The organism is Sorangium sp. So ce363 (genome assembly GCF_051520435.1).
Lineage (GTDB): Bacteria > Myxococcota_A > Polyangia > Polyangiales > Polyangiaceae > Sorangium > Sorangium cellulosum_B.
Genome location: NZ_CP150333.1, coordinates 1,162,831 through 1,177,197 on the forward strand (window position 1 = coordinate 1,162,831; position 14,367 = coordinate 1,177,197).

A 14,367-nucleotide genomic window follows, 5' to 3' on the forward strand; every position below is an offset into this window, starting at 1 on the left:
GCCTCCGGGCGGCGCACCTGAGCGCGCCAAGGGCGGCGTTCCGGCCGCCGCTGGGGAGCGCGCCCCTCCGCGTTCAGCGAGCGGCGTCGCCCGCGCCGGCGGACGCCGGCGCCTCGCCCTCCACCGGGTCGCTCGGCGTCTGCTGGCGCGGCGTGCCGGAAGGGCCTGCCGAGCCGAAGGGCTGGGTCATCAGGATGCGCGAGCCGGGCACCGTCCGCCGCGGGAACGCGCCCGACACGGACAGGAGGAGCGTGTTACGGACCGTCGTCGCCGCCTCGGCGCGCTGGTTCATGTGCTGGTACCGGAGCGCGAGCGCGAAGTCCGGGACGACAATGACGGGGCTCCAGAGCAGCGCGACGTCGGTGAGCAACGCGAGCGTCGTCGGGCCCGTGTCGAGCTCACCCCCCGTGATCGTCAGAGGTTGAGCGAGCTGTCCGCCGAGCGAGCCCTCGACCGCCAGGTGCCAGGCGGGGCGGACGGGCACGGCGGCGCGGAGCGTCAGCATATGGGAGAGCTGGGTCTGCTGCAGGAAGACGTTCGGCGTGGCCGAATAGGTGTACGCGAGCTCGGCCGCCTCGCCCCGCTCGTGCGTGTAGCGCAGCGCCGCGAGCCCGGCGGGACGCGCGAGCGACCCAGCGCCGTCCTTCAGGTCCGTCGCGACCACCCCGCCGACGTCGAGCTGGCTCGAGAAGCGGCGTCCGAGGTCGTGCTGCCAGCTCGCCACGAGCGTGCTGAGGAGCTGGTCGCGCGACGTATACAAGTCATCGACGTTGTCGAAATGGGTGTAGCCGACCGAGAGCGCGAGGGCCGCGACGTCGTGGCGGAAGACGCGCTGCGCCGTCAGCGTGTTCGTCGCGCTGTACGTGCGTGGCGGTCGATCCTCGAGCGGGTTGTAGACGGCGAACGTCGCCGCCTGCCCGAGCGACCACACCGGCGAGGCCTGGAGCGAGAACCCCTCGTTGAACGAGCCCTGCACGAAGTTCGTCGTCCCGCCCTCGTTCGCCGGGAGCGTCGTGGTCCCCGGCGTCTGCTCGAGCTGAAACGTGTTGAGCTGGCCTTGCGACCCGCTCGCCCCGAGCGTCAGCGAGGTCCTCGGCGAGGTGACGAAGCGGCCGGACCACATGGCCATGTTCGAGTACGAGCTCGCGTCCGCTTCCCGGAAGAAGAAGCTCGTCGAGAACGTGTAGGACAGCGTCTGCGCGGTCCGCGGCGTCGTGTACGTGAAGATCAGGCCCGGGCTCGCGGTCCCCAGGCCATCGGCCTTGGGGCTCCCATCCGGGGGCTCGGCCGCGGAGCGCACGTTGTCGGTGACGCCGATCGACCCGTTGAAGACGCCCTGGAGGGTTGCGTCCTGCGCCCGGGCGTCGTGGTGGGTGAGGATCGCGCAGCCGAAGGCCGCGACCGCAATACCTCGTCCGGAGCGCATGAGGGCTGCAAGGTAACAATGGAGCCGGCGCTCGGCTATGCCTCCCCGACCTTTCGGCGCAAGGAGGCGAACGCCGCGCGCCGGCCGTTCAGGCGTCGAGAAGGACGACACCGAGGATGGGCGCCGGCCGGAGCTGCTCGATGGCCTGGCGGATCGCCTTGCGGGTCGACTTCTTGACCAGCGAGGTCAGGATCACGCCGTCCACCGAGTCGCCGATGACGTTCAGGTCCATGCTGCCGAGCACCGGCGGCGTGTCGATGATGATGTACGAGTAGCCCGCGCGCTTGAGGCTCTCGATCGCGGTCGAGAACGCCACCCCGTCGAAGATCGGCGGCCGCTCCGTGCGCGGATCGACGGCCAGGATGTGGACGGGCGTCTGGAGGGCGAGCCTCGCGTCGGGCGACCTGCCGCCCATCGGCGCGGCGTTCCTGTCCGACGACGACTCGCCGCCGTCGTCGCCGGGCGTCACGGCGGGCGCCGCCTGATCGACGACGACCCAGGGCGCGAACCGGTCGTTGACGTGGCGCTGGAGCTGCTCCGTGAAGCAGCTCGGGGGCTCGAACCGCAGCGCCTTCGCGATGCCGGGCTTGCGGATGTTCGCCTCGACGAGGAGGATCTTCCCGCGGACTGTCTCGCGGAGCGCGAGCGCGAGGTTGATGGCGCACGACGTCTTGCCCTCGCCGGGCCCTGCGCTCGTCACGGCGATGGTGATCCCCGAGCCCGTCGGCAGCTTGCGCCGGAGCGTCCGGTACGCGTCGGCCTGGGGCGAGTAGGGCGCGCGGAGCATCACGATGTTCGGATCCACGGCGTCCGGCATCGGCACGGGGCGCACGGTGATCTCGCCCGGGCCGCGCAGCGACTCCTCCGGGAGCAACCCGGCGTTCTCCGGTGTGGTGGGCAGGGAGCGCAGCTGCTCGATGTGCAGCGACGGCGGCTCCTCGAACGTCGGATCCAGCGACTGCAGCTTCGCGTCCACGGCCTGGTGCGCCGGGGTCGACACCACGCGGTTGAAGATCAGGGAGGGCGGCGAGTTGAACGTGCTGGTGAGCGAGCGCTCGATCGGCCGCTCGGGCGGCGGCTGCTGCGGCGGCTGCTGCTGCTGATGCGGCTGCGGCACCTCGCGCACCGTCACCTCGCGCGTCGCGGGCGGCACCACGCGATCGAAGACGAGCGACGGAGGCGAGGGGAACGCGCCGCTGAACGATCGCTCGAGGGACGGCGCTCCCCCGGGGGGCGCCCCCGCGTCCCGGACCCCCACGTCGCGCGCCGGCGAGGCGATGACCCGCTCGATCGGCACCGGCAGCGCTGGCGAGCTGCCCGGCCTCCCGCCGCTCGATACGAGCCCAGGGCTGCTCAGCGTCGCGCTCAGATCGGCGACACGCGCGATCGCGGGGGATGAGCCTTGCCGCTCGGGGCCGGGCGGCAGCGCCGGCGCGGGCATGCCGAGCACCGTCGCGGTACCCGGGTGCGCGCGGTGCTCTCCGTGGTTCGCCGCGGGACCCCCGAGGAAGAGCGCCGTCGCTGGCGACGGCCCCCTGAGCGGCTGCTGCGCGCCGGGGTGAGCGCCCGGCGCCTGCGCGGCGCCGAGGCGCAGCCCCATCGCCTGCGGGTGCTGCGGCGGCGGAGGGGGCAGATCTTGCCGGATGGTCGGCGAGTCGAACGCGGCGCTCGGGTCGTCCTGGCTGGAGCTCGGGCGCTCCGCCGAGACCACGTCCTCCGCGTCGTTCGCGAGGCGCAGGACGCGGGCGATCATCTCCTCGCGCACGTCCGGATCCGGCGCGATCGAGCGCCAGTTGCCGACCACGTTGCGGAGCCGGCGCGCCTCGATGACGAGGGCGCGGACCCGCGCGGTCTGCTCCGCGCGACTCAGGAAGTCGCAGACCTGATCGAGCGCCCGCTCGAGGGAAGCGACCGGCGGGGGCTTTCCCGGCTCAGCTCCGCCTGCCTCAGCCACGGCGCCCTCGGGGCGCGCGCGCGGCGGGCGGAACGACGACGAGCACCGGAGCGAGCGCCATTCGATCGATATCTTCCATGTCGTAAACCCGATCGTCGAACACGATGCCACGCGCCGCGGCGGCCGCGATGCCGGCCGCAACGGACAAGAACAGCCCGCCGATGGCGATGATCAACCGCGACGGGCTCGACGGCGCGCTCGGCCGGTACGCCGGGTCGAGCACCTCGATCTGCGCCGAGTAGCCGCCCTGCTCCGAGCTCGCGGCGATCTCCGCGCGGAACGACTTGCCCTCGAGGTCGGAGAGGCGCTGCTGCGCGCGCGCCTTCTCGCGGCTGAGCCGCGACCAGTCGGTCTCGGTGTTGATGATCTGCTTCGCCGCCTCGCTCGCGTCGGCCGCGTTGCCCTTCTTTGCGCCCCTGCGCACCGCGATCTCCCGCTCGAGAGCGGCGAGCTGGGACTTGATCTTCGCCTTCTCGGCCTCGTCGGTCGCGGGGACCTCCACCACCGGCTCCGGCGGCAGGACGAGCGCCTGCTCGGCGCGCCGCAGCGCCGCCTCGGCGTTGGTCACGCGGGCCGCCGCCGCCCGGACGTCGGGGTGCTGCTCGGTGAAGCGGGACTGCTTGTCGGCCAGATCCCGCCGCGCGGTGGCGAGCTCTTGCTCGGCCTGATCCCGCTGCCGGGTGAGCGCGGGGGAGGGCACCCCGGCGGCGCTCGCCGCCGGCTGCTCCGGCTTGCCGGTGAGCCGGCTGCGCAGGCGGGGCACCTGCCGCTCGAGCGCCTCGAGGGTCGGGTCGGTCCCGGTGGCGCGCCGCTCCCGCTCGCGGATGGCGGCGCCGCCCTGCGAGCCGCCGGGTGTGGATTGCTCGGTAGCGAACTCGGGGTGCTCGGCCAGGAACGCCGCGAGCTCGGCCTCGGCCTTCTCGACGTCCTGCTCGGCGCGCTTCAGCTCGGCGTCGAGGAACTCGTTCGTCAGCTTCGCCTGCGACCTGCGCATGCGGGTCGTCTCCTCGACGAGGATGTCCGCGAGCCGCTGCGTCACCTCCTGCGCCTGCTCGCGCGTCTCTCCTTCGGCCGAGATCGCGAAGGTGTCCTGCGAGCGGGCCTTGAAGGTGATCTTGGCGCGGAGCCGATCGACCGCGTCGACCATGCCCCGCTTCTCGAGGACGTCGGGGAAGAGGTTGAACTCCGTCACGACCTTCTCGAGGTTGGAGCGCGCGAGCAGCGTCTCCTTGAGCCGCGCGGAGAGGGTGCGGAGCGGGTCGGGCCCGTCGGGCCCGAGGTACGTCGCCTTGACGCCCTCGCGGTAGAAGATCACGGTCTCGGAGCGGTACGCGGGCTTCCTCGACTGCACGACGAGCACCGTGAACCCGAGCCCCGCGATCGCCACCAGCACCGCCACGTACCAGTGCGCCAGCGTCCGGTTGATCATCGCGCTGACGCTGGGCGGCTGCGGACCTGCAGGCCGCGCCGCTGCGTCGGCGGGGATCGCCCCGAGCGCCTCCTGGGGCGGGGTAGGCCCGGAGAGCTGCTGGTTCATCTTCTTGTCCATGGTCCCCGCTCCTCGAAGGTTGCCTTGCTCCGCCCGGTCCGGAGAACGCGCACCCCGGTCAGGCAGGCTGGTTGGCTATGGTAGACGTGCGACGCCCGAGCGCCAGCTTGTTGCACCCAGCTCCGGCTGTGCCCGCTGCGCGCAACCCCACGCCTAACACGCCTCCAGTACGCGCAGCACGCGCAACCAGCACCACGGCGACAAGGGGCACCGCCCGGGCGACGCCAGCCGCGCTGCACCGTCCGCGCGACACCTGCCGCGCGGCGCTGCCACCGCAACCGTTGTCGACGGGTGGGCCGGGGGGCCGGGGTGGCGGCGCGCGCGCCGCCACCGAGCGTCACGTGGGGAACACCCGATCGAGGCGCAGCAGGCGGAAGATCGCGCGCGGCTGATCCCTCAGCCCGACGATGCGCACCTGGCCGCCGTTGGCCCGTACCCGCTTGAACAGCGAGACGATGACGCCGACGCCCGAGCTGTCGATCAGCCGGAGGGACGAGAGCTCGAGCGTGATGTTCTGCCGGTTCTCGGCCACCAGCTCGTCCACCAATGTCCTGAACTCCGGTGCGGTCACTGCGTCGAGGGTCCCCTCGAACTGCACGACCGTCTCACTGCCGTTATCGGTCCGCGTATAACTCATTGGATTTTGATTCCCCCTGCGGCGCGGGTCGCGCCCGAACGGGAGACGCTCCGCATTCGAAAACTGCTCGTCCGATGCCCTGTCGCCCCGGCGAAATCGGCGTCGGAATGCTCTTGTTCGCTGCTGCCTTCACCCCCGTCGCCGGCAATACACGAGCTGCCCTCCCTCCGTTTCACAAGACGGAGGACATTCGGACTGCCGGGACAGTAGTCGACCTCATCCATGAACGACTTGATGATGAAGAGCCCCATCCCGGACTCGGGGAGGTCGTCGATGGGAGGGTTGTCGATGGCCGCGGGATCGAAGCTGCAGCCCGTGTCCATCAAACGGATGATAATGCCGTCCGCGTCGGACTCGATCTCGATGTCGACGTCGCCCGGCGGGCCAGCGCGGTATCCGTGAATCGCGATGTTGTTGAACGCCTCGCCGAACGCCGAGACGGTCTGGTCCTCGAAATCCTCCTGGGTGAGGCCGGGCGACCCGCCCTCGACCCTCCCCGGCGCGGCCATCTTGCATGCGGCCGCCACCACGCGGAGGGCGAGGTGGCGATAGGTCAACGAACCTGGTACGCGGAGTCGGATCACGCCCAAACCTCCATCCGAGCTTGTACCCTACCACGTTCTCGACTATGGGAGCCACAAGGTAAACAGTGACACCTGGCGTTCGTGTAGCGAAACGTGCGATCGACATCGCGGGCTCGCTCGTGGGTCTCACGCTGACCCTCCCGCTCTACCCTCTCATCGGCGCGGCTATCTACCTCGAGTCGCCCGGGCCGATCTTCTACATGCAGCGCCGTGCCGGGATGCTCATCGGCACGGAAGTGCGGGACGGCGTGGCCTACCCGCGGTTCGTCGAATTCCACATGCGCAAATTTCGTTCCATGCGCGTGGATGCCGAGAAGTTGACGGGGGCCGTGCTCGCCCAGCAGGACGACCCGCGCATCACCCGGGTCGGCCGCTTCCTGCGCAAGACGCGCCTCGATGAGATCCCGCAGTTCTGGAGCGTGCTCATGGGCGACATGAGCATCGTGGGGCCGCGCCCCGAGCGCCCCGAGCTGCTCGTCAACCTCGCGCTCGCCATTCCCTTCTTCGAGGAGCGGATGCGCGACATCAAGCCGGGCATCACGGGGCTCGCGCAGGTGTCGCTCGGGTATACCGGACGCGCCCCGGCGGAGAGCGAGGTCGCCGCGTTCGAGGCGACGCTGACGAACCCGTTCGGCCTCGAGGAGGCGGAGGGGGCCGAGGCCGACGACATGCGGATGAAGCTGCTCTTCGATCTCGCGTACGCCGCGTCGCTCGAGAAGCTCTCGACGTTCCTGCAGATGGAGCTCTCGATCATCGTGAAGACGCCGCTCGTGATGGTCCTCGGCCTCGGGCGCTGAGCGGGCGCCGCGCCTCCGGACCCCGGCGCCATGGCGCTCTCTCCGCTGAACCGGGGGCGCTTCCCGCGGCTCTGCTAGGACACCGATCACGTTGATCGAGCGAGAACTGAGCCGCCAAGACGCCAAGGACGCCAAGAACAAAACACAATCTTGGCGTCCTCGGCGCGTTTGGCGGTTCAAATTCCTGCTCTTTTCCGGGGTTTCAACCCGTTTGTCGCTCTAGGCCCTCTTGCTGAGCACGACGATCACGAGCACCAGGGCGAGATCGGCCAGGATGAGCCGGTAGACGTCGCGCTTCTCGAGCCGGATCGAGAAGTTCGGATCGACGCTCCTGATGGCGGAATACAGCGCCCCCGCCAGGCCGAAGTAGATCCAGAGCACGTAGTGGTAGGTGAACGAGAGGAAGAAGATCCCGACCATCATCCCGCAGAACCCGGCCATGATCGCCATGGACCAGGCGCGGATCGCCGCGAACTGGGCGCCGTGCTCGTACCGCTTGAGCGCGACCAGCGAGATCTTGAGGGTGAGGTAGATCATCGCCGTCCACGCGAACATCCCGAGCGGACCGAGCTCCGAGAGCGCGAGGAGGTACGCGTTGTGCGCGGTGAGCCAGTGGTGCTCCGTGAACTGGCGGAAGCCCGCGCCCATCAGCGGGAACATCCGGTAGATATTCAGGCCCTCGCCCAGGATCTCCGTGCGCTCGTTCGCTGACTCATCCGCCTCGCCGCCGCCGCGGCCGCCGAGCATCATGAGCGGCGCCGCGCAGATCGCGCCGAAGATCGCGCCGCGGATGCCGTACTTCTTGACGAAGTAGACGCCCAGCACCGTCGCGAAGACGAGCTGGCCGCCCCGGGACTGCGTGAGGATGATCGCGGTCGCGATGAGGAGGAGCGAGCCGAAGACCATGAGCGCGCGCGTGAAGGAGCGCTTCTGCTCGAACATCGCGAAGCTGAACGGCAGCACGATGCCCGCCGTGAGCGCGAGCTCGTTCGGATCCTGGAGCACGCCGCGCCAGCGCACGCGGCCGTTGATCGTCGACGTCTTGAAGAGGCCGACGCGCTCGCACAGGTACTCGACCTCGGGATCGGCGCCCGGCCCCTCGCGGCAGTCCACGCGGAGCTCGCAGGACCGGCCGTCGGGGATGCCCGCCTCGCCGCGCGAGCCTCCGATGGTCTGCGTCATCGCCAGGCACTGAAACGAGGAGAACCCCTGGTGGATCGCGACGCCCGCCACGAAGAGGCCCATGATGAGCACCGTGGCGGCGAGCTTCTGGAACCCTTTGAAGCCGTCGGGGCTGTGCCCGATCAGGAAGAAGAGGACGAACGTCACGCTGATCGAGACGAACCCCTCGGTGAACTCGGCGGGGTTCCGGAAGCCCAGCGTGAGCACGCACCAGGAGTAGACGACGATGGCCCACCGGAGCTGCGGGGTCGCCTTCAGCCTGACCTTGCCCATGGCGAGATCGAGGCCCATGCCCATGAAGGCGAGGCCGAGCCAGAGGTACAGGAACGGCAGGCTCTCGAAGCGCTCGTCCCACTCCTGAGGCCTGCCGTAGATGAAGACGATGAGAAGGATGACCCCGGGGAGCGCGAGCATGTCGAGGGTCCTCGGCGGAGACGCCGTTCGGGTGGTGGGGGACGTTCCGGAGGATCGCGGCTCGCGTCAAGCGACTTGCGCTCGCTCCCTCCGGCGTGGTTTCCGGGCCCTCGACGCTACGTGCTGAGGCCCACGCGGCGCACGGCCTGGTTCAGGAACGGGACGAACTCATCCGCGGCCCTCGCGTTGCCCGCGCTCGAGGGGTGGTTGTCGGTGTTCCCCTCCGAGCCGTGCAGGGAGAAGTTGGACTCGCCCTTGTTCGTGAGCACGTCGTAGTAGTCGAAGACGACGACGTTCTTCTCCGGATAGCCGCTGAGCCAGCCGTCGGGCGACTTGACCCAGTTGTTGAACGAGCGGGCGAGATCCGCCTGGCGCTGCGCGATCTCGGCGTCGGAGGGCTTCCCGAGGAGCCGCTTCGCGGTCCACTTCCAGGCGGGCTCCTTCGAGCGTTTGAGGACGTTGGCGGGGGCGGTGACGTAAACGAACAGCGTGTCCTTCCGCTTCGCGAGGTCGGGCAGGATGGACGTCAGCGTGGCCTTCGCGTTCCAGACGGTGAGCTCCGGGCCGGCCGGGTTGCCGGGGGCGGAGCCCTCGCCGACGAAGCGGTTGTTGGGATAACAGGACTTGAAGACGACGATCCGGTTCACCACGCCGTCCGGGTGCATCTGGTCGTTCAGCGCGACCCGGAGCACCTTGTCCATCTTGTCGCGGAACTTGGGCGCCCAGTCGAAGAGGTCGGTCTTCTCGCCGATCTCGCTGCCGTAGGAGGCCTCGTGGACGCGGTAGCCCTGCTCCGTGAGCTTCTTCTTGAGCCCGCCTCCGTTCGGGTGCGCCTCGTAGACGCACGACGCCTTCTCCTTCTCGGCGCCCGTCTCCGTGAGGAGCTGGCCGCCGCACGAGTGATGGATGAACAGGAGATCCAGCGGGGTATCGGGCCGGGCGCTCGCGAAGCCGGACAGATCGAGCGAGCCGGCCTTCGCGATGGGGCCGGTCGCGGCCGGCGCCGTGCCCTCGATGGGGATGAACATGGCGCCCAGCGCGACGAGAAATGCGCCGGCAGAGACGAGTCGCTTCTTGCTCATGGCATCTCCGTACAGGACGTGGGCAAGGAGAATGGATTATTGCAGCGCGCCACGCCGAGGACAAGCGTGGCGCGGAGGGCATCATCGTCGCATTTGCCGTTTGCGACACGGCGCTCAGAAGGTGAGGACGCCGCCCTCGTCGGCCTTGGCGGCCGAGCCGGCGCGGATCGTGATCTCGTCGCCGCCGCCCGCGGGCTTCCTGATCACGTCGTAGGACGCGCCGGGGGAGAGCCCCGTGACGACGTGCTTCGTCACGCCGGGGAGCGAGGTGAACTGCACCTCGGACACAGCGCCCAGCTCGACCGGGAACAGGACCAGCGTGCCCTTCACCGCCGCGCCAGCGAACGGCGTCCCGCGCTTCGTGCGCACGAGCGTCACCGGATCCGCCGTCGCGTTGCCGGCCGCGCCCTGGAGCACGTGCAGGAAGCGCGTGTCCTTCGGCATCGGGGCCGGCGGCTCGACCCGCAGGGTCGCGAGCATCGGCTCGTTCTCGGCCGGCTTGGTGTCCCAGGTGCCCGTCGGCTTGTACGGCTCGGCCACCATGACGGCGCTCTCCGGCAGGAGCGTGGTCACGAAGAGCTTCTGCCCCTTCGCCGTCGTGGCCGTCGCGAGCTTCCCCGCGACCTGCGCCGCGCTCGGCGTCTGCACGAAGAAGCGCTTGAAGCGCCCGTCCTTGCCCGTGGCGGCGCGGTCGTAGAGGACGAGGTGGTCCGGCTTGAGCCACACGAGCGCGCGGCTGACGTGCGTGACGTCGCGGATGTTCTCGTACTCGGAGTTGTAGAGCGGGGTCGCGTCGCCGAGGACGTAGACGTAGTCCTGCGCGAAGCTCTTCGCGAGCACCCTGGGATCGCCCGTGTGCACGAGCGGCCACTGGGACCCGCGCCGCCAGAGCTCGCCGCGGTTCGGGTCGTCGTGGCGGCGGTTCCTGTCGTTCTCGACCGCGAGGGTGTTGTGCTGCTCGGAGCTCCCCATGAAGGCGCCGTACCCGACGCGCTCCTTCGTGAGCCACTCGCCGCCGCGGTAGAAGCCGAAGCTGAGGCCGTCGCCGTGCTGGTGGTCGATCTGCTCCCAGCCGAGCTGGAACTGGAGCCACGTGGCCTCGGGCCCCCAGCTCGTCCTCGCGAAGACCTGGCCGAGGCCGGGGCCGTAGTGCGTGAGCGGGGTGGAGGGGCGCGGGTCGGTCGGGGTGACCGCCGGGTCGAGCAGGAGGAAGTACATGATCGAGTGGCGCTTGTGGACCTGGCCGAGCTGCGAGCGGGCGCGCCGCGCGAGGGCTGCGGCGCCGCCCGGGCCGGCGTGGATGGCCATCCAGCGGAGCGCGTTCAGGCGCTCGGCGTTGCCGCTGTTCTCGGCGTGGAGGCCGAGCGCCGCGAACGGGTCGATGTGATCCGTGTACTCGTAGCGCTCCCCGTCGCCCGTCCACGCGGCCTCGTGGGTCGGCCCGAGCCGGCCCGCCGGCGTGGCGGGGCTCAGGCTGTGGAGGTGGGCCGGGATGAACTCGTGCCAGAACGGGTTGCCGTCGAGGTGCACCTGCGGGCCCCACTTCGCCGGATCGGCCTCGCCGGCCGTCTGGATGGCGAGCAGCGTCTCGCTCACGTAGGCCAGCGTCGCGGGGCCGTACTGGAAGCCCTCCGGCGGCGCGCCGCCGCGCGCGTCGTTCCGCAGGACGCTGTCGGTCATGTAGAGCCACGCCCCGGCGACGTTGGCGAAGTAGTCCCTGAGCCGCGGGTAGGTGCCGCTCGGCTTCGGATCCGGCGGATCGTCGGCCTCGTCGAACGCGAGCGACAGGAGCGTCAGGTTGCGCATGTGCGACGTGAAGTAGTTGTTCACGGCGTACCTGCGCTTCTTCGGCTCCTTCAGCATCGCCGGGTCGTTCAGCTTGCCCACGGGCTCGGGGTGATCGTGGCTCGTCGTCGACGACTTCAGCTGCTCCTCCGCCCAGCGGAGGAAGACGGGCCGTATCGCCGCCTTGTCCTGGGCCGAGAGGTACCCGTAGATCCAGTCGACCGTGAGGCCGAACGACTCGCCGGCCCAGCGGGCGCGGTCGCCGGTCGAGAACCTGCGGACGAAGGGATCCTGCGGATCCCCCTTGTTCACGCGATCGACGATATAGAGAAGGATCTTGCGCGCTCGGGCGGCGTGGTCGTTGCGGGCCGCCTCGTCGCTCGAGACGAGCGACATGAAGGCGAACAGCTCCGCGTGCGCCTCGCAGTAGATGCGGGCGTGGGTGCAGTCGCCCTCCGAGGGGATGTTGCCCTTGTCCATCGCCGCCGCGGCCTCGGCCGTCACGGCGGCGAGCTCCTTGAACAGGGGGTTCGCCTGCGTGGCGCGCGCCCGGAGCTTCGGCAGATCGGCCGCGCGCACCCAGAGCCGGGGGTGCCCCTTGGCCGGCGTGGCCGGCGGCGCGGCCGGCGCGTCGAAGCGCGGCGCCGCGACCGCGAGCGCGGCGGTGGCGGACTGGGTGCCCTCGCCGCTGTGGACCGCCGGGGGCCCCGGGGTCTGCCGCCGGTCGCAGCCGGCGAGGAGACCCGCGAGGCCGAGCGCGAGGCCGAGCGACGCGAGCGACCGCGAGCCCGTCATGTCGCGCGTTCCTTGAGGTACGTGAACGTCCGCTGGAGGCCCTCCTCCGTGGAGACCAGCTGCTTCCACCCGAGCGCCTTCAGCTTCGTGTTGTCGAACCGGTTCCCCTTCCACGAGGTCGCGCTCTTGTAGGGCGTGAAGATGGCCGGCAGCTGCCCCTTCGAGTAGGCGTGGTAGCGCTCGACGAGCTTCGATATCCCGGCGAGGGCGAAGTAGGGCACCGTGAGCGAGCGGATAGGCTTCACCTCGCGCTTGTAGCGGGCGAGGTAGACGTCGGCCGTGGGCAGGTCGTCGTCGTGGACGTTGTAGACCTGCCCCCGCGCGACGTCGCTCCGGCCGGCGACGGCGATCGCCTCCGCGCAGTTGTCGACGTACGACAGCGGGAGGACGTTGCGGCCGCCGAGGTGCAGGAACACGCCGAAGAGGCTCATCCCCACGCGGCTGGAGAAGGCGTTGCCGCCGGGGCCGTAGATGACGCCGGGGCGGAGCACCGTCAGCGGGAAGCCGTAGCGCGCCTGGTACTCCCAGAAGAGCTTCTCCTGCCGGAGCTTCGCCTGCGAGTAGAGATCGCGCTGCGCCGGCCGCGTCTCCAGGGGCGTGTTCTCGTCGACGATGTACCCCCGCGGGAGATCGGCGACGCCGTAGACGCCGAAGGAGCTGACCAGGACGACGCGCGGCGATCGGCCGGTGTGGACGAGCGCCTCGAGCAGGTTCTTCGAGGCGACGACGGTGCTCAGGAACATGTCCGCGGGCGCGCCGCCCATGGCCGCGGCCACGTGGTAGACGACGTCCACGCCCTCGACCGCGCGCTCGGCGGCCTCCTTCGTGGCGAGGGAGCCCACCGCGACCTCGAGGGGGACGCCCCGCCGCTTCTCGATCTCGTCGAGCCGCGAGCGGTTGCTCGCGGGGCGGACGAGGCAGCGGAGGTCGGTCTCGCCGTGGGCGAGCAGCCGGTCGACGAGGGCCGATCCGAGGAAGCCGTTCGAGCCGGTGACAAGGACTTTCATGTGCGCGCCTTCTCCTGCGGGACCTGCCGGAAGATCTCATCCATCATCGACGCGACCCGGATCATGTCCCGGTACGAGATGGGCAGCTCCGCGCCCCGCGTGATGCTGTCGTAGAAGAGGCCGATCAGGCGGTTCAGCCCCGAGAAGAAGTGGAAGTCGCTGCGGGCGAACCGCACCACGTTCTTGCCCCCCTCGCGGAGGTACGAGAGGGCCTGATCGAAGGCCGGGACGACGCGCCCGATGGCGCTCGGGAGCTTCGGCGACGCGTCGAGGGTGACCGTGCGGCTCGTGAAGTCGACGTGGAGCGTGTTCTTCGTGCCGTAGACGCGGAGAAAGTGCCCGGGCGGCCGCGCGTGCGACGAGAAGGTCCCGTAGGCGCTGACGCGCGCGCCCTGCACCGTGACGCGGAGCTCGTCGAGCATGTCGTCGCGCGAGTCGCCGAACCGCTTCTCCCGGAGCGCGTAGGCGGTCGCGGTGACCTTCGGCTGCTCGTCGTCCACGAACTCGACGATCTTGTTCAGCAGGTGATCGACGTTGTTGTGGAACAGCTTGCCCGGGAGGCGATGGACCCAGTGCGAGCCGTCGCCGAGGAGCGCCGTGCCGAAGGGGCCGGCGAGGTTGTAGCCGAAGCAGCTCTCCACGTGGACGGGATCACCGATCACGCCGTCGCCGACGAGCCTGCGCATCTCGATGGCCGGGGGATCGAACTGGTACTCCCAGCCGACGGTCATCTTCTTCCCGGCGGCGGTGCAGAGCTCGATGAGGCGCCGCACGTCCGCGAGGTTCAGCGCAGTCGGCTTCTCCACGTAGACGTGGGCGCCGGCCTCGATGGCGCGCCGGGCGAGGAACAGGTGCGACTGCGGAGGGGTGGTGATGTGGACGACGTCGGGCTTCTCGACGTCGAGCAACCGGTCGAACGAGTCGTAGTGGCTCGGGATGCCGTAGCGCACCGCGATCTGCTCGGCCATCAGGAGCTCCAGGTCGCATACGGCGACGACCCGAGCCCGCTCCGGCATCTTCTGGATCTCTTCTATGTGGCCGTCGGCGATCTTGCCGCAGCCGACGATCGCGATTTTGAGGGTCATGCGGCGGCGGAGCGTACCGCAACGTGGCAGCCGAGAGCTAGGCTCTCGGCCGGCCCGCGGTCAGCGCGGA

Annotated in this window: 11 protein-coding genes; 1 reads left to right on the plus strand and 10 read right to left on the minus strand. The window is 70.1% G+C overall.

Annotated features, from left to right (window positions below):
* Positions 1-73 precede the first annotated feature (73 nt).
* The 5 genes from WMF12_RS04365 to WMF12_RS04385 all read right to left on the minus strand — a co-directional run bounded on the left by WMF12_RS04365 (position 74) and on the right by WMF12_RS04385 (position 6,150).
* Entirely contained in the window at positions 74-1,426 is a 1,353-nt protein-coding gene (locus WMF12_RS04365; protein WP_437866176.1) for a hypothetical protein, read from the minus strand.
* An 88-nt stretch (positions 1,427-1,514) separates the two neighbouring features.
* A complete protein-coding gene (locus tag WMF12_RS04370; protein WP_437866177.1) occupies positions 1,515-3,380 on the minus strand; it encodes a hypothetical protein in 1,866 nt (621 codons plus the stop codon).
* Positions 3,373-4,929, minus strand: coding sequence for a GumC family protein (locus WMF12_RS04375; RefSeq protein ID WP_437744365.1), 1,557 nt, complete (start codon positions 4,927-4,929; stop codon positions 3,373-3,375). Before WMF12_RS04375 ends, WMF12_RS04370 begins: the two co-directional genes overlap by 8 nt.
* A 337-nt stretch (positions 4,930-5,266) precedes the next feature.
* Positions 5,267-5,566, minus strand: a complete 300-nt coding sequence (locus WMF12_RS04380; RefSeq protein ID WP_012233514.1) for an STAS domain-containing protein — start codon at positions 5,564-5,566, stop codon at positions 5,267-5,269.
* Entirely contained in the window at positions 5,563-6,150 is a 588-nt protein-coding gene (locus WMF12_RS04385) for an ATP-binding protein (protein ID WP_437327675.1), read from the minus strand. Before WMF12_RS04385 ends, WMF12_RS04380 begins: the two co-directional genes overlap by 4 nt.
* Positions 6,151-6,215: 65 nt before the next feature.
* On the opposite strand from WMF12_RS04385, the gene WMF12_RS04390 reads away from it, so the two are divergent.
* On the plus strand, positions 6,216-6,947 hold the full coding sequence (locus tag WMF12_RS04390; RefSeq protein ID WP_012233516.1) for a sugar transferase: 732 nt from the start codon (positions 6,216-6,218) through the stop codon (positions 6,945-6,947).
* 219 nt (positions 6,948-7,166) lie between these two features.
* On the opposite strand, the gene WMF12_RS04395 is transcribed toward WMF12_RS04390, so the two are convergent.
* The 5 genes from WMF12_RS04395 to WMF12_RS04415 form a co-directional block, all read right to left on the minus strand.
* Positions 7,167-8,543, minus strand: a complete 1,377-nt coding sequence (locus WMF12_RS04395) for an O-antigen ligase family protein (protein ID WP_437866178.1) — start codon at positions 8,541-8,543, stop codon at positions 7,167-7,169.
* Between the two features lie 116 nt (positions 8,544-8,659).
* The gene (locus WMF12_RS04400) at positions 8,660-9,625 is read right to left on the minus strand and encodes a hypothetical protein (protein WP_437866179.1); all 966 of its coding nucleotides are present in this window, start codon (positions 9,623-9,625) and stop codon (positions 8,660-8,662) included.
* A gap of 114 nt (positions 9,626-9,739) precedes the next feature.
* Positions 9,740-12,205 carry a hypothetical protein gene (locus tag WMF12_RS04405; protein ID WP_437866180.1) on the minus strand — a complete coding sequence of 822 codons (2,466 nt, stop codon included), beginning with the start codon at positions 12,203-12,205 and terminating at the stop codon, positions 9,740-9,742.
* Positions 12,202-13,212, minus strand: coding sequence for an NAD-dependent epimerase/dehydratase family protein (locus WMF12_RS04410; protein ID WP_437744369.1), 1,011 nt, complete (start codon positions 13,210-13,212; stop codon positions 12,202-12,204). The genes WMF12_RS04405 and WMF12_RS04410 overlap by 4 nt, the downstream gene beginning before the upstream one ends.
* Positions 13,209-14,297 (minus strand): Gfo/Idh/MocA family protein, encoded by a 1,089-nt coding sequence (locus tag WMF12_RS04415; RefSeq protein ID WP_437744370.1) that lies wholly within the window; start codon positions 14,295-14,297, stop codon positions 13,209-13,211. The genes WMF12_RS04410 and WMF12_RS04415 overlap by 4 nt, the downstream gene beginning before the upstream one ends.
* Positions 14,298-14,367 lie beyond the last annotated feature (70 nt).